The organism is Burkholderia sp. MSMB1589WGS (assembly GCF_001636105.1).
Lineage (GTDB): Bacteria > Pseudomonadota > Gammaproteobacteria > Burkholderiales > Burkholderiaceae > Burkholderia > Burkholderia humptydooensis.
This window is the reverse complement of the sequence record NZ_LNJT01000007.1, coordinates 302511-322555: the sequence shown is the minus strand read 5'-3', so window position 1 is coordinate 322555 and position 20045 is coordinate 302511. Positions and strand designations below refer to the sequence as shown.

Here is a 20045-nt window from a genome sequence, read left to right as displayed (position 1 = left end):
TCCTCTTCAGCCTTGCTGCTCGACGAGCGCGCGTGCGTCGGCGACGTGGCCGCGGTACGCCTCGAAGATCTGGCGCAGCGCGTCGTCGAACGTGAACTGCGGCGCCCAGCCAAGCTCCTGCATCGTGTTCTCGATCTTCGGCACGCGGTTCTGCACGTCCTGGTAGCCGTTGCCGTAGTACGCGCCCGACGTCGTCTCGACGAGCTGCACGCGCTTGGCCGAATCGGCGTATTCGGGGAATTCCGCCGCGAGCTCGAGCATCTTGTTCGCGAGTTCGCGCACCGAGAAGTTATTGTCCGGATTTCCGATGTTGTAGATCTTGCCTGTCGCGACGCCGTTCGGATTCTCGATGATCTTCATCAGCGCGCTGATGCCGTCGTCGACGTACGTGAACGCGCGCTTCTGCGAGCCGCCGTCGACGAGGCTGATGTTCTCGCCGCGCACGATGTGGCCGAGGAACTGCGTGACGACGCGCGAGCTGCCTTCCTTCGGCGTGTAGATCGAGTCGAGGCCCGGGCCGATCCAGTTGAACGGGCGGAACAGCGTGAAATTCAGGCCCTCCATCCCGTAGCCCCAGATCACGCGGTCCATCAGTTGCTTCGAGCACGCGTAGATCCAGCGCGGCTTGTTGATCGGGCCGTAGGTGAGGGCGGACGCGTCCGGATCGAACTGCTCGTCCGCGCACATGCCGTACACCTCGGACGTCGACGGGAACACGAGGTGCTTGCCGTACTTGACGGCCGAACGCACGATCGGCAGGTTCGCCTCGAAGTCGAGCTCGAACACGCGCAGCGGCTGCTTGACGTAGGTGGCGGGCGTCGCGATCGCGACGAGCGGCAGGATCACGTCGCACTTCTTCACGTGATACTCGACCCACTCCTTGTTGATCGTGATGTCGCCCTCGAAGAAATGCATCCGCTCGTGCTTGACGAGGTCGCCCAGCCGATCGGTCTGCATGTCCATGCCGAACACTTCCCAATCGGTGGTTTCAAGAATGCGCTTGGACAGGTGATGGCCGATGAAGCCGTTCACACCCAGGATCAGGACTTTTTTAGCTTTCATGAATGACGGGAAGAATGAATGAACTGCGCGAATTCCGCCGGGGAAACGACGGCTTCGCCGCCGTCGCGCTGCCGGCGCAGTTCGAGAATGGAGACGGCGCGGCTGTCGCCGCAAACGCCGAACAGCATATTATCGCTTACGTGCAGGCCCGGCGGCAAATCGGCGGCCGCGCGCGCGGCCGCCGAGCCGGGCGCGGCGAGCCGCGCGCGCGCGATCACGAAGCGCGCGCCGTCGAGGTCGGTGAACGCGCCCGGATACGGCGGCGCGACTGCGCGGATCAGGTTGTATACGGTCGCGGCCGGCTGCGACCAGTCGATGCGCCCGTCCTCGGGCTTGCGCCCGCCGTAGTAGCTGCCCTGCGACAGATCGTTCGGCAGGTGCGGCGCCTCGCCCGCGAGCAGCGCGGGCAGCACGCGCCAGAGCGTCTGCTCCGCGGCGACCGTGACCTTGTCGAATACCTGCGCGGCGGTGTCGTCGGGCAGGATCGGCACCGCGGTCTGGCCGACGATCGCGCCCGCGTCAGGCTTCGCGGCCATCTCGTGCAGCGTCGCGCCGGTTTCGGTCTCGCCGTTGAGCACCGCCCAGTTCGTCGGCACGCGGCCGCGGTATTTCGGCAGCAGCGATCCGTGCATGTTGTATGCGCCGCGCGCGGCGAGCGCGAGGAGGTCGGCGGGCAGCATGTGCCGGTAATAGAAGGAGAAGATGAAATCGGGCTTCGCGCTCGCGACCGCCGCGCGCACGTCGGCGCCCGCCGGATCGGCGGGCGTGATGACCGCGATGCCGTGCTCGGCCGCGACCGCCGCGACGCTGCCGAACCAGATGTTCTCGGTCGGGCTGTCTTCGTGCGTGACGACGAGCGCGACGTCGACGCCGCGCGCGAGCAGCACCTGCAGGCAGCGCACGCCGACGTTGTGATACGCGAAGACGACGGCGCGCGGCTTCATCGCGCGGCCTCGCGGCGCTCGGCGGCGAGCGTGACGCCGGGCTTGCCGTCGCGCGCCTCGAGCACGGTGTGGATCAGGTAGCGCGGCCGCGCGCGGACCTGCTGATAGATGCGTCCGATGTACTCGCCGAGCAGGCCGAGCGCGAAGATGATCACGCCGAGCAGGAAGAACGTGATCGCGAAGAGGGTGAACACGCCTTGCACTTCCGCGCCGACGATGAAGCGCCGCACGACGAGCAGCACGAAGAGCGCGGCCGAGCCGAGCGACAGGATCACGCCGATGAACGACAGCCATTGCAGCGGCACGACCGAGAAGCCCGTGACGAGATCGAAGTTCAGGCGAATCAGGCTGTACAGCGAGTATTTCGATTCGCCCGCGAAGCGCTCTTCGTGCGCGACCTCGATTTCGGTCGGGTTCTGCGCGAACGTGTACGCGAGCGCGGGTATGAACGTGTTCACCTCGCCGCAGCGGTTGATCGTGTCGATGATGTGGCGGCTGTAGGCGCGCAGCATGCAGCCCTGATCGGTCATCTTGATGCGCGTGATGCGCTCGCGCAGCCGGTTCATCGCGGCCGACGCCTTGCGGCGGAACAGGCTGTCCTGACGTTGCAGCCGGATCGAGCCGACGTAGTCGTAGCCTTCGCGCATCTTCGCGATCAGCTTGCCGATTTCCTCGGGCGGGTTCTGCAGGTCGGCGTCGAGCGTGATGACGATCTCGCCGCGCGACTGCTCGAAGCCCGCGAGGATCGCCATGTGCTGGCCATAGTTGCCGTTCAGGAGCACGACGCGCGTCGTGTCCGGACGCACGCGGAACTGGTCGGCGAGGAGGGCGGCCGAGCGGTCGCGGCTGCCGTCGTTGACGAGGATCACTTCGTACGGCGTGCCGAGCGCGTCGAGCGCCGGGTAGAGCCGCGCGAAGAGCGCAGCGAGCCCCGCTTCCTCGTTGTACACGGGGATGACGATCGAAACTTCAGGATTCGTCGCGCGTGTTTCAGGGTGAGTCATGTCCGCTTATTTTCCGTATTGTTCGCAAATCTGGTTGACGGCGTCGACGACCCGTTGCACGTCCGCATCGCTCATCTGCGTGAAGAGCGGCAGCGTGACGGTCGACGCGCCGAAGCGCTCGGCGTGGGGGAACATGCCCTCCGTGAAGCCGCGCGCGCGGTACAGCGTGAAAAGATGAATGGCCGGGTAATGGACGCCCGAGCCGATGCCGCGCTGCTTCAACTGCTCCATGAACTCGCCGCGCGAGATCGACAGTTTCTCGAGCGGCAGCGTGATCTGGAACATGTGCCAGTTGCCGTGCTCGAAGTCCGCGACGGGCAGCCCGACGCCGAGCGCGAGCGCGGGCCCGCTCGCGAACGCGTCGAAGTAGCGGCGCGCGAGCCCGCGGCGCGTCGCGTTGAAGCGCTCGAGATGCGCGAGCTGGCCCCAGCCAACGCGCGCGGCGACGTCGGTCAGATTGTACTTGCCGCCGAGCACGTCGCAGTCCATCCCGTCGAGGCCCGTGCGCGTGATCCCCTGCAGGCGGTACTTCTGAGCGAGCGTCGCCTCGGCTTCGTCGTTGAGCACGAGCGCGCCGCCTTCGATCGACGTGATGTTCTTGTTCGGATGGAAGCTGAACGACACGATGTCGCCGATCGCGCCGATGCGCTGGCCGCGCCACGTCGAGCCGAGCGCCTGCGCGGCGTCCTCGATCACGCGCAGCTCGTGCGCGCGCGCGATCGCGTAGAGGCGGTCCATGTCGACGGGCAGGCCCGCCAGGTACACAGGGATGATCGCCTTCGTGCGCGGCGTGATCGCCTTTTCGACGAGGTCGAGATCGAGGTTGCGCGTGGCGGGATCGATGTCGACGAACACGGGCGTCGCGCCCGTTTCGAGGATCACGTTGCTCGTCGCGACCCATGACGCGGGCGTCGTGATCACTTCGTCGCCGGGGCCTGCGCCCGCGATCCGCAGGCCGATCTCGAGCGTCGCCGTGCCCGAGTTGAACACGCGCACGGGGCGCCCGCCGCAGTATTCGGACAGCGCGGCCTCGAAGCGCTGGCACTGCGGGCCGGTCGTGATCCAGCCGGAGCGCAGCACGTCGGCCACGCCCTGAATGGTTTCCTCGTCGATCTCGGGTTTGACGAACGGCAGGAAAGGAACGGAAGTCTGGCTCATGTAAGCTTCGCTCGTTGTCGTGTGAAAGGAATCGGGCGCCGCCCGACACGCGCATTTGACACTGTCCGCCGGAACGGGTGCGTCACTTTTTGTCGGCGCGGCCGGTGCGCGTCGAGCGCGCGGGCCGGGTGCGGGCGCGTCAACTGCGCGCGAGCACGAACACGCCGATCAGGATGATGCCGATGCCCACGAGGCGCTGCACCGACAGCACCTCGCCGAACAGGTACCACGCGGCGAACGCATTGACGACGTAGCCGAGCGAGAGCATCGGATACGCGACCGACACGTCGACCCGGGACAGCCCGACGATCCACACGACCACCGAGAGCACGTAGCAGCCGAGGCCGCCGATGATCGGCAATTGGGTCGCGATCTTGAAGCCGATGGGCACAATGTTCGCACGGGTGAATTCGAAGTGTCCAACGGCGCGCACGCCGGCTTTCAGCAGCAGTTGCGCGCAGGCGTTCAGCATCACGCCCGTGACGATGCAGAAGAGAGAGACGGGATTCATCGGTTCGGGTCCCTCGCGGCTCAGGATTGCGGCTTCTCGACGACGACGCGCCGGTTGTCGCGCGCGACGACGCGCATCGGCAGGCCCGCTTCCGACAACTGCCTGTAGCGGTCGGGCGACATCAGCGCGAGCGCGTGGCGATCGGTGCGCCAGCGTTGTTCCCATTCGGCGACGGTCGGAACCCACTTGTCGGGCTCGACCGAGATGCCGAACGCGAGTTCGTCCTTGCGCTCGACCATGATCATCGTGTGGCCGACGTAGAACGGCAGCGTGTGGTCGAGCGTGTCGACCGAATAGAACGGCGTGTCGGGCGGCAGCTTCGCGAGTTCCGCGCGGATCGCGGGCGCGAGGAGCGCGCCCGAGCTGTAGCGGCCGAACGCGTCGTGCCCGGTGCCGCCGATCGTGCCGAGGAGGAGCCACCCGGCGCCGAACGCGACGGCCGCCGCGGCGATGCCCGCGCGGCCCCGGCGATTGAGCCACACGGCGACGAGCGTGAGCGCGAACGCGGCGGCGAGCGCCGCGTACACCCACTTCTGGAACGCCAGGTATTGCGCATTCGGCGTGCGCGCGTCGCCCAGGCGCGCGAGGAAGAGCGCGCCGAACGCGGCGGCGACGAGGAACACCAGGTAGCCGAACAGGTGGCGGCGGAACCGCTCGCGCGGCACGAGCGGCAGATACGCGCCGATCATCAGCGCGAGCGCGGGTGCGACGGGCAGCACGTACGAGATCAGCTTCGAGTGCGACGCGCTGAAGAACAGGAAGATGAACGCGCTCCATGTAGCCAGCACGAGCATCGGCGCGAAGCCGTTCGGCTGGCGCGGGATGCGCAGCGCGTGGCGCACGCTCTGCACGCTCACGGACAGCCACGGCAGGAAGCCGACGATGAGCACCGGCACGAAGTAGTAGAACGCGCCGGGGCGGTTCTGCTCGGGCGTCAGGTAGCGCCGGAACTGCTGGACGATGAAGAAGAAGTTGAAGAATTCGGGGTTGCGCGACTGCACGAGCACGAACCACGGCGTCGCGATCGCGAAGAAGACGACGAGGCCGCTCGCGAGGTGGAGGCGCTTCCACAGCGCCCAGTCGCGCGACGCGAGCGTGTAGAGGACGAGCACGGCGCCCGGCAGGATCAGGCCGACGAGGCCCTTCGACAGCACGGCGAGCGCCATCGATGCCCAGCAGAGCCACATCCAGCCGCGCTCGGCGCGCTTGCCGATGCCGGGCCGCTGTGCGAGGAGGAGGGCGCAGAGCGTGATCGTCATCCACAGCGACAGTCCCATGTCGAGCGCGTTGAAGTGGCCCATCAGGTTCCAGTACGGCGAGCTCGCGAGCACGAGCGCCGCGAAGAAGCCCGCGCGCGGGTTGAACACGCGCGCGCCGGTGTAGCCGGCGAAGAGGACGCCCGCGAAGCTCGCGAGCGCCGTGTACAGGCGCGCCTGCCATTCGCCGACGCCGAACCACGCGAACGTGAGCGCGTTGAGCCAGGTCTGCAGCGGCGGCTTCTCGAAATACTTGTAGCCGTTGTAGCGCGGCGTGATCCAGTCGCCCGTGGCGAACATCTCGCGGGCCATTTCGGCGTAGCGGCCTTCGTCGCTCGGGATCAGATGGCGCAGGCCGAGCGGCGCGAACCAGATCACGGCGAGCGCCGCGACGAGAAAGAGGAGCGTGGCGCGGCTCAGCGTCATGGGCGCGGCGCGATCGAGCGGTAGCCTGGTCGGCGTATCGTTCATAGGGTTCGTATCGAGTTTGTCAGATTCGGTCGGGCGGGTTGCGGCTGTCGTCCGCGGCAAGTGGGACGCGGTGCGAAACAGGGGGGCAAACACGGGCACAAGCACAGACGCAAGCGCCGCCGGGGGTTTTAGCGCGGTGCGGCTTAACGCTCGCTTAACGTTCGATCAGCAGCGCCGCGGCGACCTTCCGGCCTTCGGCCATCAGGATGTTGTACGTGCGGCAGGCGGCCTGGAAATCCATCGTCTCGACGCCGATCCGCTGCGCAGTGAGCTGCGCGGTCAGGCGCGGGTGCGGGAAACGCAGTCTCGCGCCGCTGCCGAAGATCACGACCTCGGGCTGCGGCTCGAGCAGCATCGCGAAGAGCTCGGGCGTGAGCGCGTCGAACGACGCGACGGGCCATTCGGCGACGGGCGCGCCCGGCAGCACGATCACGCTCGTCTCGTGGCGCTGCAGATTGATGTCGACATAATCGGGGCCGTAGCCGGTGACGGTATTGAGCGCGTTGCTCGGGTCCTGATGTAATTTCAAATCGGTCTTCCGCGGTGTCGAAAAGGGCCGGAACAGCGGCCGCGCCGCTCGGCGATCCGGCCCCGAACGGGGCGGGCCGCCTGCCGCGATGCGCACGGCCGTCGTGGCGGACACTGCCGCGCGAAGGCCGCGGCCGGGTTGGTGCATTGCGAAAGTCGGCCAAAATCCGCTAAATTATAACTTTTTAGCCGCTCCCGGGCGGCGTTTCTGTCGCGCGCCGCCACAAGCCGCGCCCGTCAGCCGCATGAAGCCATTCCTAGACAGCGCGCTACCGGCCGCTCTCCAGTTTTGATCCCCGCCCCCAGGCCCGCAGGCATTACCCAGGAACGTGTCCGCCGTGAAACCGATTCAGAAGTCGAACAAGCTGCTCAATGTCTGCTACGACATCCGCGGCCCCGTGCTCGAGCACGCGAAGCGCCTCGAGGACGAGGGGCACCGCATCATCAAGCTGAACATCGGCAATCTGGCCCCGTTTGGATTCGACGCGCCGGACGAGATCATCCAGGACATGATCCGCAACCTGCCGATGTCGTCCGGCTATTCGGATTCGAAAGGCGTGTTCGCCGCGCGCAAGGCGATCATGCACTACACGCAGCAAAAGGGCGTGCGGGGCGTCGAGCTCGACGACATCTACGTCGGCAACGGCGCATCCGAACTCATCGTGATGGCGACGCAGGCGCTCCTGAACGACGGCGACGAGGTGCTGCTGCCCGCGCCCGATTACCCGCTCTGGACGGCGGCCGTGAGCCTGTCTGGCGGCACGCCCGTGCACTATGTCTGCGACGAGTCGAACCGCTGGATGCCCGATCCCGACGACATTCGCCGCAAGATCACGCCGAACACGAAGGCGCTCGTCGTGATCAACCCGAACAACCCGACGGGCGCGCTCTATTCGGACGAATTGCTCGGCGAGCTGATCGCGATCGCGCGCGAGCACGGGCTCGTCATCTTCGCCGACGAGGTCTACGACAAGATCGTCTACGACGGCAAGTCGCACACGGCGCTCGCGTCGCTTGCGGAGGACGTGATCACCGTCACGTTCAACAGCCTGTCGAAGAGCTACCGGTCGTGCGGCTATCGCGCGGGCTGGATGTCGGTCGCGGGGCTCACGGCCGGGAACCGCCGCCGCGCGCACGATTACCTGGAGGGGCTCGGCATCCTGTCGTCGATGCGCCTCTGCGCGAACGTGCCCGGCCAGTACGCGATCCAGACCGCGCTCGGCGGCTATCAGAGCATCAACGAGCTGATCATGCCGAGCGGGCGCCTGTACAAGCAGCGCGAGCTCGCGTACGACATGCTGACGTCGATTCCCGGCGTGTCGTGCGTGAAGCCGGAAGCGGCGCTCTACATGTTCCCGCGCCTCGACCCGAAGCTCTATCCGATCGACAACGACCAGCAGTTCATCCTCGAGCTGCTGCTCCGGGAGCGCGTGCTGCTCGTGCAGGGCACGGGCTTCAACTGGCCGACGCCGGATCACTTCCGTGTCGTGTTCCTGCCGAACGTCGACGACCTGACCGATTCGATCGAGCGGATCGCGCGCTTCCTCGATGGCTACCGGAAGCGCAACGCGGTCTGACCGGGCGCGTCCCATCTTTTTCATTCAATAGACCACACGCAGCATGGAACCGATCAAAGTAGGCCTGTTGGGCTTCGGCACGGTGGGCGGCGGCACCTTCAAGGTGCTGCGCCGCAACCAGGAAGAAATCAAGCGGCGCGCCGGGCGCGGCATCGAGATCGCGCGCGTCGCGGTGCGCAATCCCGCGAAGGCGCTCGCCGCGCTCGACGGCGACGCGGGCGGCGTGTCGATCGGCGACGATTTCAACGCGGTCGTCGACGATCCGTCGATCGCGATCGTCGCGGAGATGATCGGCGGCACCGGCATCGCGCGCGAGCTCGTGCTGCGCGCGATCGCCAACGGCAAGCACGTCGTGACCGCGAACAAGGCGCTGCTCGCCGTGCACGGCACCGAGATCTTCGAGGCGGCGCGCGAGAAGGGCGTGATGGTGGCGTTCGAGGCGGCCGTCGCGGGCGGCATTCCGATCATCAAGGCGCTGCGCGAGGGGCTGACCGCGAACCGGATCCAGTACATCGCGGGCATCATCAACGGCACGACGAACTACATCCTGTCGGAGATGCGCGACCGCGGCCTCGATTTCGCGACGGCGCTCAAGGCCGCGCAGGAGCTCGGCTACGCGGAAGCCGATCCGACCTTCGACATCGAGGGCGTCGACGCCGCGCACAAGGCGACGATCATGAGCGCGATCGCGTTCGGCGTGCCGGTGCAGTTCGAGCGCGCGTACGTCGAGGGGATCAGCAAGCTCGCCGCGACCGACATCCGCTACGCGGAAGAGCTCGGCTACCGGATCAAGCTGCTCGGCATCACGCGCCGCACCGAGCGCGGCATCGAGCTGCGCGTGCACCCGACGCTGATTCCCGCGAAGCGCCTGCTCGCGAACGTCGAGGGCGCGATGAACGCGGTCGTCGTGCATGGCGACGCGGTCGGCACGACGCTGTACTACGGCAAGGGCGCGGGCGCGGAGCCGACGGCGTCGGCCGTCGTCGCCGATCTCGTCGACGTTACGCGCCTGCACACGGCGGACCCCGAGCACCGCGTGCCGCACCTCGCGTTCCAGCCGGACAGCCTGTCGAACACGCCGATCCTGCCGATCGAAGAGGTGACGAGCGGCTATTACCTGCGCCTGCGCGTCGCCGACCAGACGGGCGTGCTCGCCGACATCACGCGCATTCTCGCCGAATCGGGCATCTCGATCGACGCGCTGCTGCAGAAGGAGTCGGAGCAGGTCGACGACGCGAACGGCGAGACCGACATCATCCTGATCACGCACGAGACGATCGAGAAGAACGTCAACGCGGCGATCGCGCGCATCGAATCGCTCGCGACGGTCGTGTCGAAGGTCACGAAGCTGCGCATGGAAGCGCTCAACTGAGGACGACATGAATTACATCTCCACGCGTGGCGCCGGCATCGGCGAGCGCCACACGTTCTCCGACATCCTGCTCGGCGGCCTCGCGAAGGACGGCGGGCTCTATCTGCCGAGCGAGTATCCGCGGGTGAGCGCGGACGAGCTCGCGCGCTGGCGCGCGCTGCCGTACGCGGATCTCGCGTTCGAGATCCTGTCGAAGTTCTGCGACGACATTCCCGCCGACGACCTGCGCGCGATCACGCGCCGCACGTACACGGCGGATGTCTACCGCCACACGCGCCACGGCGGGAACGCGGCCGACATCACGCCGCTCACGACGCTCGGCGTCGAGCACGGCGCGCCCGTCGCGCTGCTCGAGCTGTCGAACGGCCCGACGCTCGCGTTCAAGGACATGGCGATGCAGTTGCTCGGCAACCTGTTCGAGTACACGCTCGCGAGGCACGGCGAAACGCTGAACATCCTCGGCGCGACGTCGGGCGACACGGGCAGCGCGGCCGAGTACGCGATGCGCGGCAAAGCGGGCGTGCGCGTGTTCATGCTGTCGCCGCACCAGAAGATGAGCGCGTTCCAGACCGCGCAGATGTACAGCCTGCAGGACCCGAACATCTTCAACCTCGCGGTGCAGGGCGTGTTCGACGACTGCCAGGACATCGTGAAGGCCGTGTCGAACGATCACGCGTTCAAGGCGCAGCAGAAGATCGGCACGGTCAATTCGATCAACTGGGCGCGCGTCGTCGCGCAGGTCGTCTACTACTTCAAGGGCTACTTCGCGGCGACGCAGTCCAACGACGAGCGCGTGTCGTTCACGGTGCCGTCGGGTAACTTCGGCAACGTCTGCGCGGGCCACATCGCGCGCATGATGGGGCTGCCGATCGCGAAGCTCGTCGTCGCGACGAACGAGAACGACGTGCTCGACGAGTTCTTCCGCACGGGCGCGTACCGCGTGCGCAGCGCCGAGGACACGTATCACACGAGCAGCCCGAGCATGGACATCTCGAAGGCGTCGAACTTCGAGCGCTTCGTGTTCGACCTGCTCGGCCGCGATCCGGCGCGCGTCGTCCAGTTGTTTCGCGACGTCGAGCAAAAGGGCGGCTTCGATCTTGCGGCGAGCGGCGATTTCGCGCGCGTCGCCGAGTTCGGCTTCGTGTCGGGCCGCAGCACGCACGCGGACCGGCTCGCGACGATCCGCGACGCGTTCGGGCGCTACGGCACGACGATCGACACGCACACGGCCGACGGTCTGAAGGTCGCGCGCGAGCATCTGCAGCCGGGCGTGCCGATGGTCGTGCTCGAGACCGCGCAGCCGATCAAGTTCGGCGAGACGATCCGCGAAGCGCTCGGGCGGGAGCCGTCGCGGCCCGCCGCGTTCGACGGGCTCGAGGCGCTGCCGCAGCGCTTCGAGGTCGTCGGCGCGAACGCTCAGCAGGTGAAGGACTTCATCGCCGCGCATACGGGCGCGTGACGCGCCGGCGAATGCGGCGGGCGGCGCGTGCGATGCCGTTGTCGGTCGCCGCGTTGCGCGAAGTCACCGGGGTGCGACGCCGTGACGCGCGCTGCTGCGCCGCATGGCCATCGTGCGGTGCGATATCGGCCGATCGGCGGGACCAGCGGCAAAGGCCGCGACGTGCAATCGTCAGACCCATTCCGTGCCGACTCGCGCTGCCGTATCGGCGAGCGGGGCGGCCGGACCGAACAGCTCGATCGGCACACGTTGATCGGGCTGTTTTTCTTTTCAGGCGATCGATTGCGCATGCGCGATCCGCCGCGCGCGATCATCGCTGCGATCGGTCGCCCACATCCGCGCGGAGGCGTCGCTACAATGTCGCCATCCGGTCAACATATCAATCGACGATGTCCCACCCCAATCCCCAGACGCCGCGCGCGCCGATGCTGTCGACGGCCGATGCGCTGGCGGCGCTCCTCGCGGCGGCGCGCCCGCTCGCCGAAACCGGAGCCGAAACCGAAACCGTGCCGACGCTCGATGCGCTCAACCGCGTGCTCGCGGCCGACGTGGTGTCGCCGCTCGACGTGCCGCCGATGAACACGAGCGCGATGGACGGCTACGCGGTGCGGATCGCGGACCTGACGCGCGGCGAGCGGCGCCTGCCGGTGTCGCAGCGGATTCCCGCGGGTCATCCGGCCGGGCCGCTCGCGCCGGGCACGGCCGCGCGCATCTTCACGGGCGCGTCCGTGCCGGCCGGCGCGGACGCGGTCGTGATGCAGGAGCAGACGGAGGAGGCGGGCGACGAGATCGACATCCTGCATACGCCGACGGCGGGCGAATGGATCACCGCGCAGGGCGCGGACATCCGCCGCGGCTCGGTGATCCTGCCCGCCGGCACGCGGATGACGCCGCAGGCGATGGGGCTTGCCGCGTCGGTCGGCTGCGCGTCGCTCGCGGTCACGCGGCGCGTGAAGGTCGCGGTGTTCTTCACGGGCGACGAGCTGACGATGCCGGGCGAGCCGCTCAAGCCCGGCGCGATCTACAACTCGAACCGCTTCACGCTGCGCGGGCTGCTCGAGCGGCTCGGCTGCGACGTGACCGACTACGGCATCGTGCCGGATCGGCGCGACGCGACGCGCATGGCGCTGCGCGAGGCGGCGCGCGAGCACGACGTGATCGTGACGAGCGGCGGCGTATCGGTGGGCGACGAGGATCACGTGAAGCCCGCGGTCGAGGCGGAAGGCCGGCTCGCGCTGTGGCAGATCGCGATGAAGCCGGGCAAGCCGCTCGCGTTCGGCGCGATCCGGCGAGACGGCGCGGCGGGAAGGGCGGCCGCGGGCGAAGCGTATTTCGTCGGCCTGCCGGGCAACCCGGTGTCGAGCTTCGTCACGTTCCTGCTGTTCGTGCGGCCGTTCCTGCTGCGGATCGCGGGCGTGACGCAGGTCGCGCCGCGCGCGGTGTCGCTGCGCGCGGACTTCACGCAGAACAAGGCCGACCGCCGCAATGAATTCCTGCGCGCGCGCGTGAACGCGGCGGGCGGGCTCGACCTGTTTCCGAACCAGAGCTCGGCCGTGCTGACATCGACGGTATGGGGCGACGGCCTGATCGATAATCCGCCCAACCACGCGATCAGCGCGGGCGAGACGGTGCGTTTCATTCCTTTTTCCGAATTGCTCGGCTGAAGCCGGGCGGTGTAGTGACGATGAAGATCGAACTGAAGTTTTTCGCGAGCGTGCGCGAAGCGCTCGGCGTCGCGAGCGAGACAGTGACGGTGCCGGACGGCGTCGCGACGGTGGGCGACGTGCGCGCGTGGCTGCGCACGCGCGGCGGCGCATGGGCGGACACGCTCGCCGAGGGGCGCGCGCTGCGGATGGCGTGCAACCACACGATGACGGATGCCGGCACGCGGATCACCGACGGCTGCGAGGTGGCGTTCTTCCCGCCCGTGACGGGCGGCTGAGGAGGCGGCGATGGCGACGGTACGGGTGCAGGCCGACGATTTCGACGTGAGCGCCGAGATCGCGGCGCTGCGCGCGCGCAATCCAAAGGTGGGCGCGGTCGCATGCTTCGTCGGCACGGTGCGCGATCTGAACGAAGGCGAGCAGGTCGACACGCTCGAGCTCGAACACTATCCGGGGATGACCGAGAAGGCGCTCGCCGCGATCGCGGACGATGCGATCGCGCGCTGGCCGGGCATCGACGTCGCGATCGTCCACCGGGTCGGCAAGCTCCGTCCGCTCGATCAGATCGTGTTCGTCGCGACCGTGTCCGCGCATCGCGGCGACGCGTTCCAGTCGTGCGAGTTCGTGATGGATTACCTGAAGACGCAGGCGCCGTTCTGGAAGAAGGAGAAGACGCCTGCGGGCGAGCGCTGGGTCGACGCGCGCAGCGCCGACGACGCGGCGCTCGCGCGTTGGGGCGTCGAATCGGGGAACGCGGGGAGCGAGAAGCGCGGATAGCGAGGTTTCCTGCGTTCGGGACCGTTCGGCAAATGATCGTTCGCCAATTTTCGTGTCGCCGACGCCTGCGGGAGAGCGCCGTTTGAATCAGGGCGTTCGTGAGTACGTTGATTTCGACGCTGAAGCGCCGGTCGCCCGGCGCGGTCACGCGCTTACGTATCGTCGTGCGCCGTCCGGCCGACGATCTTCGCCGGAAACGGCTCGCCGCGCGGCTGGCGCGCGTGCGCGTTGTCGTCTGCCGGCCGTTTCGGCGCGATCAGATCGAGAATCGCCTGCTGCTCGGCCGGAATCCGGTAATCCCAGCCGAAGCGGCTCAGTTGCAGGCTCTGCGCGATCCGCAGCGCGGGCTCCATGAAGCGCACGGCCGCCGCGGGCTCGTAGCGCGCCTCGACGGTCTTCAGGAACAGCGCGAGCCAGCGGCTGAAGTGGACGGGTTCGAGGCCGTCGAGCGGCTGGTGCGCGGCCTGCACGTTGCCGCGGTAGCGTTTCGTGCCGAGCACGAGGCTCGACCAGAATTCGCCCATTTTCGGCAGGTGCTGGTCCCAGCGGCCGGCGAGCTTGCTTTCGAACACGGGGCCGAGGAGCGCATCGTCGCGCACGCGATCGTAGAATGCGTCGACGAGCGCGCGGATGTTCTCCGGCGTCGGTTCGGCGTCGCGCGCCGGCGCCGCAGCGGCGGATGAGGCGGAAAAAGCTTGGGTCATCTAAAAAGGGCCGGGTAATACGGCAGCACGTGGGTGCGTTTTTGTCGCACAATATTAAACGGCCACTCTCTCAATAAAAGTGCTGACGGCATGCATCTTATGACGCGGCCGTCCGATCGGCAATGGCAGACGCGCGATGTTTGCGTGAGCGCCGGTCGCACTGACACAACATCTACTTCGTAATGAGACTAACCGACTACACCGACTACTCTTTGCGCGTCATGTTGTTCCTCGCAGTCCGAGGCGAGGGCCTGTCGACGATCCAGGAGATTTCGGATGCCTACGGCATCTCGAAGAACCATTTGATGAAAGTGGTGCAGCAGCTCGGCGAGCTTGGTTGGATCGAGACGGTGCGCGGCCGCAACGGCGGCTTGCGCTTGAACGCCCAGTCCGCGACGCTGACCGTCGGCGAAGTCGTGCGCAAGACCGAAAACGATTTCGCGCTCGTCGGCTGCTTCGCGGGCGAAGCCGAATCGCACCGCAACTGCGTGATCCAGTCCGTGTGCCGGCTCAAGGGCGTGTTCGTGGCGGCTCGCGAAGCGTTCTTCGCGGAGCTCGACAAGCATACGATCGGCGAGCTCGCGCAGCCGGCGTCCCAACTCGCGACGCTGCTCGGCCTCACGCCGGTGCGGATCGTGTCCGCGGCCGACGTCCGCGCGGCCGCGACCATCGTCGGCTGAAGACGCGCCGCCCGCGCTGCGTGGGCGGTTTTCCCAGTGGTCTCCTCACGTGCGCCGGCCGCGCCGCTCGCCGCGCTTCGTTCCCATCGCCGCCACGCGCTTCGCGTGACGCGTCCCTTTGCTGTGCCTCAATAAAAAACCGGCTTGAAAGGCGGATAACCATCCTCATTTGGTTGCTATTCGCAAATTGGAGGTCTCATTCATGAGAATCGACAAGCTCACCACCAAATTCCAGGAGGCGCTCTCGGACGCGCAGAGTCTTGCCGCCGGGCGCGACAACCAATACATCGAACCCGTTCACGTGCTGGCCGCGCTCGTCGCGCAGCAGGACGGTTCCTCGCGCTCGCTGCTGTCGCGCGCGGGCGTGCACATCCAGGCGCTGCAAGGCGCGCTCAACGAAGCGATCTCGCGCCTGCCGCAGGTGACGGGCACGGGCGGCGACATCCAGGTCGGCCGCGAGCTCGCGGGCCTGCTGAACCAGGCCGACAGGGAAGCGCAGAAGCTCAACGACACGTTCATCGCGAGCGAGATGTTCCTGCTCGCCGTGGCCGACGACAAGGGCGACGCGGGCCGTCTCGCGCGCCAGCACGGGCTCACCCGCCGCGCGCTCGAATCCGCGATCGCCGCCGTGCGAGGCGGCTCGCAGGTGCACAGCCAGGACGCCGAAAGCCAGCGCGAGGCGCTGAAGAAATACACGATCGACCTGACCGAGCGCGCGCGCGCGGGTAAGCTCGATCCGGTGATCGGCCGCGACGACGAGATCCGCCGCTCGATCCAGATCCTGCAGCGCCGCACGAAGAACAACCCGGTGCTGATCGGCGAGCCGGGCGTCGGCAAGACCGCGATCGTCGAAGGGCTCGCGCAGCGGATCGTCAACGGCGAAGTGCCCGAGACGCTGAAGAACAAGCGCGTGCTGTCGCTCGACATGGCGGCGCTGCTTGCCGGCGCGAAATATCGCGGCGAGTTCGAGGAGCGCCTGAAGGCGGTGCTCAACGACATCGCGAAGGACGAAGGCCGCACGATCGTCTTCATCGACGAGATCCACACGATGGTGGGCGCGGGCAAGGCCGAAGGCGCGATGGATGCGGGCAACATGCTCAAGCCGGCGCTCTCGCGCGGCGAGCTGCACTGCATCGGCGCGACCACGCTCGACGAATACCGCAAGTACATCGAGAAGGACGCCGCGCTCGAGCGCCGCTTCCAGAAGGTGCTTGTCGACGAGCCGAGCGTCGAAGCGACGATCGCGATCCTGCGCGGGCTGCAGGAGAAGTACGAGCTGCACCACGGCGTCGAGATCACCGATCCGGCGATCGTCGCCGCGGCGGAACTGTCGCACCGCTACATCACCGACCGCTTCCTGCCCGACAAGGCGATCGACCTGATCGACGAGGCCGCGTCCAGGATCAAGATGGAAATCGATTCGAAGCCCGAAGAAATGGACCGGCTCGATCGCCGTCTGATCCAGTTGAAGATCGAGCGCGAAGCGGTGAAGAAGGAGCAGGACGAGGCGTCGCAAAAGCGTCTTGCGCTGATCGAGGAGGAAATCGAGCGGCTCGGGCGCGAGTACGCGGATCTCGAAGAGATCTGGACGGCCGAGAAGGCGGCCGTGCAGGGCAGCGCGCAACTGAAGGAAGAGATCGACAAGGTGCGCGCCGACATCGCGCGGCTGCAGCGCGAAGGCAAGCTCGAGAAGGTCGCCGAGCTGCAGTACGGCAAGCTGCCGCAGCTCGAGGCGCGCCTGAAGCAGGTCGCGCAGGCGGAGGAAAGCGAGCAGCACAATCCGACGCGGCCGCGCCTGTTGCGCACGCAGGTCGGCGCGGAGGAAATCGCCGAGGTCGTGTCGCGTGCAACGGGTATTCCGGTGTCGCGGATGATGCAGGGCGAGCGCGAGAAGCTGCTGCACATCGAAGAGAAGCTGCATGAGCGCGTGGTCGGCCAGAACGAGGCGATCGACGCGGTCGCCGACGCGATCCGCCGCTCGCGCGCGGGCCTCGCCGATCCGAACCGTCCGTACGGCTCGTTCCTGTTCCTCGGCCCGACGGGCGTCGGCAAGACCGAATTGTGCAAGGCGCTCGCCGGTTTCCTGTTCGATTCGGAAGAGCACCTGATCCGCATCGACATGAGCGAGTTCATGGAGAAGCACAGCGTCGCGCGGCTGATCGGCGCGCCGCCCGGCTACGTCGGCTACGAGGAGGGCGGCTATCTGACCGAAGCCGTGCGCCGCAAGCCGTACAGCGTGATCCTGCTCGACGAGATCGAGAAGGCGCACCCGGACGTGTTCAACGTGCTGCTGCAGGTGCTCGACGACGGCCGGATGACGGACGGGCAGGGGCGCACCGTCGACTTCAAGAACACGGTGATCGTGATGACGTCGAACCTCGGCTCGCAACTGATCCAGTCGATGTCGGGCGCGTCGCAGGAAGAGATCAAGGACGCGGTGTGGGTCGAGGTCAAGCAGCACTTCCGCCCCGAGTTCCTGAACCGGATCGACGACGTCGTCGTGTTCCACTCGCTCGACCGCAGCAACATCCAGGCGATCGCGAGAATCCAGCTCGCGCGCCTGCATGACCGGCTCGCGAAGCTCGACATGGCGCTCGACGTGTCGGAGGCCGCGCTCGAGCAGATCGGCAAGGTCGGCTACGATCCGCTGTTCGGCGCGCGGCCGCTCAAGCGCGCGATCCAGCAGGAGATCGAGAACCCGGTCGCGAAGCTCATCCTCGCGGGCCGCTTCGGTCCGAAGGACGTGATTCCGGTCGACGTGCAGGACGGCAGGTTCATGTTCGAGCGCGTCGTGCATTGAGCGCCGCGGCTCGGCTGGGCGGTTCGCCGCCCGGTCTCACGGCCGGCTCCGGCCCGTGAAAGCAAAACACCCCGCTCGCGAGCGGGGTGTTTTTTTATCGGGTGCGCCCGGCAGGGCGCACTCACTGGGAGGTGAAAGTCCTCTACTCGCCCGGCAAGGGGAAGAGTTAGCCGAAGGCAAGGGTTTCCCGGGTGACTGGGAGTCTGAAGGAAGCTGGGAGGCAAAGCGCTGGCCTGACGAACAGGAAGCGGATATGAGGCGTAGCGACTGGGTAAGGTGTCCCAATTCACCGAAGCCCGAAACTTGCACCGACGTTGTTACGTAGATCCGACAGGCATAAGCGTGAAGGTGAGTGCGCAATACCCGGGGAGATCTGTTTCTGTGCTGGCGCGGTAAGGCCAGCTACCGAGGTCGAGAGGCGGCGGGACGCGGAAGCAGAAGTCAGCAGAAGGCATAGTAGGTCAAGGCGAAGGCGGAGAGCCGAAGAGGACCGGGACCGAAGGCCGGAACAGTGAATGCCGAGAGTAGGACGGATGATCTCGAAGCCTGTTATGGATGCAGAAGCGCTGGAGACAGTGGCCGAGCACGCGAGGGGTGGCCGGAAGCCACCGGGCTGCGTGCGGGGTGCGGAGACGGGCACGGCGACATCTGGGCAAACGAAATCGGAGGGCGACGCGCTGATGGAGCGCGTCGTGGAACGCGGCAACATGAGGCGAGCATACCGCCGGGTGCTGAGGAACCAGGGTTCAGCCGGGGTAGATGGGCTGAGCGTGGAAGGCCTTGGTGACTGGCTCAAGATGCACTGGCCGAGTGTGAAGCAGGCGCTGCTGGAAGGGCGGTACGTACCGCAGGCGGTACGCCGGGCGGACATACCGAAGCCGCAAGGCGGGGTGAGGACGCTGGGCGTGCCAAGCGTGGTGGACCGACTGATCCAGCAAGCGCTGCACCAAGTATTGCAACCGATCTTGGAGCCGACGTTCTCGGCGAGTAGTTACGGATTCCGACCGGGCAAGAGTGCGTTGGACGCGGTGCGTCAGGCGCAAGCCTATGTTCAGGGTGGTCGGCATTGGGTGGTCGATATCGATTTGGAGAAGTTCTTCGATCGAGTCAACCATGATGTGCTGATGGGCCGGGTTGCGAGGCATGTAAAAGACAAAAGTGACGCTGAAGCTGATTCGCCGCTTCCTCGAAGCGGGGATGATGGCGCACGGCGTGACGCGTGCGAGGACGGAGGGCACGCCGCAAGGCGGCCCGCTGTCCCCGCTACTGTCGAATATATTGCTGAGTGATCTGGATCGGAGGCTGGAGAGCCGAGGGCTGGCGTTCTGCCGGTACGCTGACGACTGCAACATTTACGTTGGCAGCCAACAAGCAGGACAGCGCGTCATGGCGAGAATCAGGGCCTATCTCGAGAAGGTCTTGAAGCTGCGCGTGAACGAGGCCAAGAGTGCGGTGGCGCGGCCGAGCACGCGGAAGTTCCTGGGATACCGGGTGGCGGTGAGGTTGGGTCAAGCACAGATCCGGATTGCACCGGAAAGCATCAAGCGATTGATGACGCGGGTGCGGGATCTGACGTTGAAGGGAAGAAGCGGGTCCCTTGAGCAGACGATCCGGAAGCTCAACCCGGTCCTACGGGGGTGGGCAAATTACTTCCGGCTCAGCCAGCAGCACAAGCGGCTGGAGGGGCTGGACGGATGGTTGCGAAGGCGTTTGCGCTGCCTGATCTGGCGGCAGTGGAAGCGCCCCCGAACCCGAGAGCGCAACATGATCGCACTGGGCCTACGCCCGGAGCGGGCATGGAAATCGAGCGTGAACGGGCGAGGACCTTGGTGGAACGCCGGTTCTCACCATTTGAAGCAGGCGTTACCCAATGCCTACTTCGATGCACGGGGACTGGTCTCGATCCGTCGGACGGTGGATCGCCTCCAGAGCATTAACTGAACCGCCGTATGCGGAACCGCACGTACGGTGGTGTGAGAGGGCTGAGGGGGTAACCCCTCACCCTACTCGATTTCATCGCAGAAAACCGTGGAGCCTTGTAGGGCGATTGCGTAACCTGACGCGTGACTTTATGGAGG

Annotated in this window: 18 protein-coding genes; 10 read left to right on the top strand and 8 right to left on the bottom strand. The window is 66.8% G+C overall.

Translation table 11 applies throughout. From position 1 onward, the window contains the following. Nucleotides 1-6 precede the first annotated feature (6 nt). The 7 genes from WT16_RS09390 to WT16_RS09360 form a co-directional block, all read right to left on the bottom strand. A complete protein-coding gene (locus tag WT16_RS09390) occupies nucleotides 7-1062 on the bottom strand; it encodes a bifunctional UDP-4-keto-pentose/UDP-xylose synthase (RefSeq protein ID WP_006026212.1) in 1056 nt (351 codons plus the stop codon). Continuing rightward, nucleotides 1059-2006, bottom strand: a complete 948-nt coding sequence (locus tag WT16_RS09385) for a formyltransferase (RefSeq protein ID WP_015600094.1) — start codon at nucleotides 2004-2006, stop codon at nucleotides 1059-1061. Before WT16_RS09385 ends, WT16_RS09390 begins: the two co-directional genes overlap by 4 nt. Continuing rightward, entirely contained in the window at nucleotides 2003-3010 is a 1008-nt protein-coding gene (locus WT16_RS09380) for a glycosyltransferase (protein ID WP_009890744.1), read from the bottom strand. Before WT16_RS09380 ends, WT16_RS09385 begins: the two co-directional genes overlap by 4 nt. A gap of 6 nt (nucleotides 3011-3016) precedes the next feature. Continuing rightward, complete coding sequence (locus WT16_RS09375; RefSeq protein ID WP_006026215.1) at nucleotides 3017-4168, bottom strand: DegT/DnrJ/EryC1/StrS aminotransferase family protein; 1152 nt, start codon at nucleotides 4166-4168, stop codon at nucleotides 3017-3019. 139 nt (nucleotides 4169-4307) lie between these two features. Continuing rightward, nucleotides 4308-4679, bottom strand: coding sequence for an SMR family transporter (locus WT16_RS09370; RefSeq protein WP_004192320.1), 372 nt, complete (start codon nucleotides 4677-4679; stop codon nucleotides 4308-4310). A 20-nt stretch (nucleotides 4680-4699) separates the two neighbouring features. Then, the gene (locus WT16_RS09365; RefSeq protein ID WP_015601985.1) at nucleotides 4700-6406 is read right to left on the bottom strand and encodes a glycosyltransferase family 39 protein; all 1707 of its coding nucleotides are present in this window, start codon (nucleotides 6404-6406) and stop codon (nucleotides 4700-4702) included. Between the two features lie 154 nt (nucleotides 6407-6560). Next, complete coding sequence (locus WT16_RS09360; protein ID WP_006026217.1) at nucleotides 6561-6935, bottom strand: Mth938-like domain-containing protein; 375 nt, start codon at nucleotides 6933-6935, stop codon at nucleotides 6561-6563. 337 nt (nucleotides 6936-7272) lie between these two features. On the opposite strand from WT16_RS09360, the gene WT16_RS09355 reads away from it, so the two are divergent. The 6 genes from WT16_RS09355 (at nucleotide 7273) to moaE (ending at nucleotide 13783) form a co-directional block, all read left to right on the top strand. After that, a complete protein-coding gene (locus WT16_RS09355; RefSeq protein WP_063533825.1) occupies nucleotides 7273-8511 on the top strand; it encodes a pyridoxal phosphate-dependent aminotransferase in 1239 nt (412 codons plus the stop codon). A 43-nt stretch (nucleotides 8512-8554) separates the two neighbouring features. Further along, a complete protein-coding gene (locus WT16_RS09350; RefSeq protein WP_015601717.1) occupies nucleotides 8555-9883 on the top strand; it encodes a homoserine dehydrogenase in 1329 nt (442 codons plus the stop codon). A 7-nt stretch (nucleotides 9884-9890) separates the two neighbouring features. Continuing rightward, entirely contained in the window at nucleotides 9891-11342 is a 1452-nt protein-coding gene (thrC, locus tag WT16_RS09345) for a threonine synthase (RefSeq protein ID WP_006026220.1), read from the top strand. Between the two features lie 425 nt (nucleotides 11343-11767). Further along, entirely contained in the window at nucleotides 11768-13006 is a 1239-nt protein-coding gene (glp, locus tag WT16_RS09340; protein ID WP_006026221.1) for a gephyrin-like molybdotransferase Glp, read from the top strand. Nucleotides 13007-13026: 20 nt separating this feature from the next. Continuing rightward, entirely contained in the window at nucleotides 13027-13284 is a 258-nt protein-coding gene (gene moaD, locus WT16_RS09335) for a molybdopterin converting factor subunit 1 (RefSeq protein WP_009912081.1), read from the top strand. 10 nt (nucleotides 13285-13294) lie between these two features. Next, the gene (gene moaE, locus WT16_RS09330) at nucleotides 13295-13783 is read left to right on the top strand and encodes a molybdopterin synthase catalytic subunit MoaE (protein WP_009912084.1); all 489 of its coding nucleotides are present in this window, start codon (nucleotides 13295-13297) and stop codon (nucleotides 13781-13783) included. Nucleotides 13784-13935: 152 nt separating this feature from the next. Here moaE and WT16_RS09325 read toward each other — a convergent pair whose 3' ends face one another. Continuing rightward, a complete protein-coding gene (locus tag WT16_RS09325) occupies nucleotides 13936-14487 on the bottom strand; it encodes a group III truncated hemoglobin (RefSeq protein ID WP_063533209.1) in 552 nt (183 codons plus the stop codon). A 182-nt stretch (nucleotides 14488-14669) separates the two neighbouring features. On the opposite strand from WT16_RS09325, the gene WT16_RS09320 reads away from it, so the two are divergent. From WT16_RS09320 to WT16_RS35560, 4 genes are all read left to right on the top strand, one after another. Further along, complete coding sequence (locus WT16_RS09320; RefSeq protein WP_009912085.1) at nucleotides 14670-15167, top strand: Rrf2 family transcriptional regulator; 498 nt, start codon at nucleotides 14670-14672, stop codon at nucleotides 15165-15167. 202 nt (nucleotides 15168-15369) lie between these two features. Continuing rightward, nucleotides 15370-17967: an ATP-dependent chaperone ClpB gene (clpB, locus tag WT16_RS09315; RefSeq protein WP_015600325.1), complete on the top strand. Its 2598-nt coding sequence runs from the start codon at nucleotides 15370-15372 to the stop codon at nucleotides 17965-17967. A gap of 551 nt (nucleotides 17968-18518) precedes the next feature. After that, nucleotides 18519-19256 carry a reverse transcriptase domain-containing protein gene (locus WT16_RS35565; protein ID WP_348982055.1) on the top strand — a complete coding sequence of 246 codons (738 nt, stop codon included), beginning with the start codon at nucleotides 18519-18521 and terminating at the stop codon, nucleotides 19254-19256. Then, nucleotides 19165-19908 carry a group II intron maturase-specific domain-containing protein gene (locus WT16_RS35560; RefSeq protein ID WP_348982099.1) on the top strand — a complete coding sequence of 248 codons (744 nt, stop codon included), beginning with the start codon at nucleotides 19165-19167 and terminating at the stop codon, nucleotides 19906-19908. Before WT16_RS35565 ends, WT16_RS35560 begins: the two co-directional genes overlap by 92 nt. The last annotated feature ends 137 nt before the right edge of the window (nucleotides 19909-20045 follow it).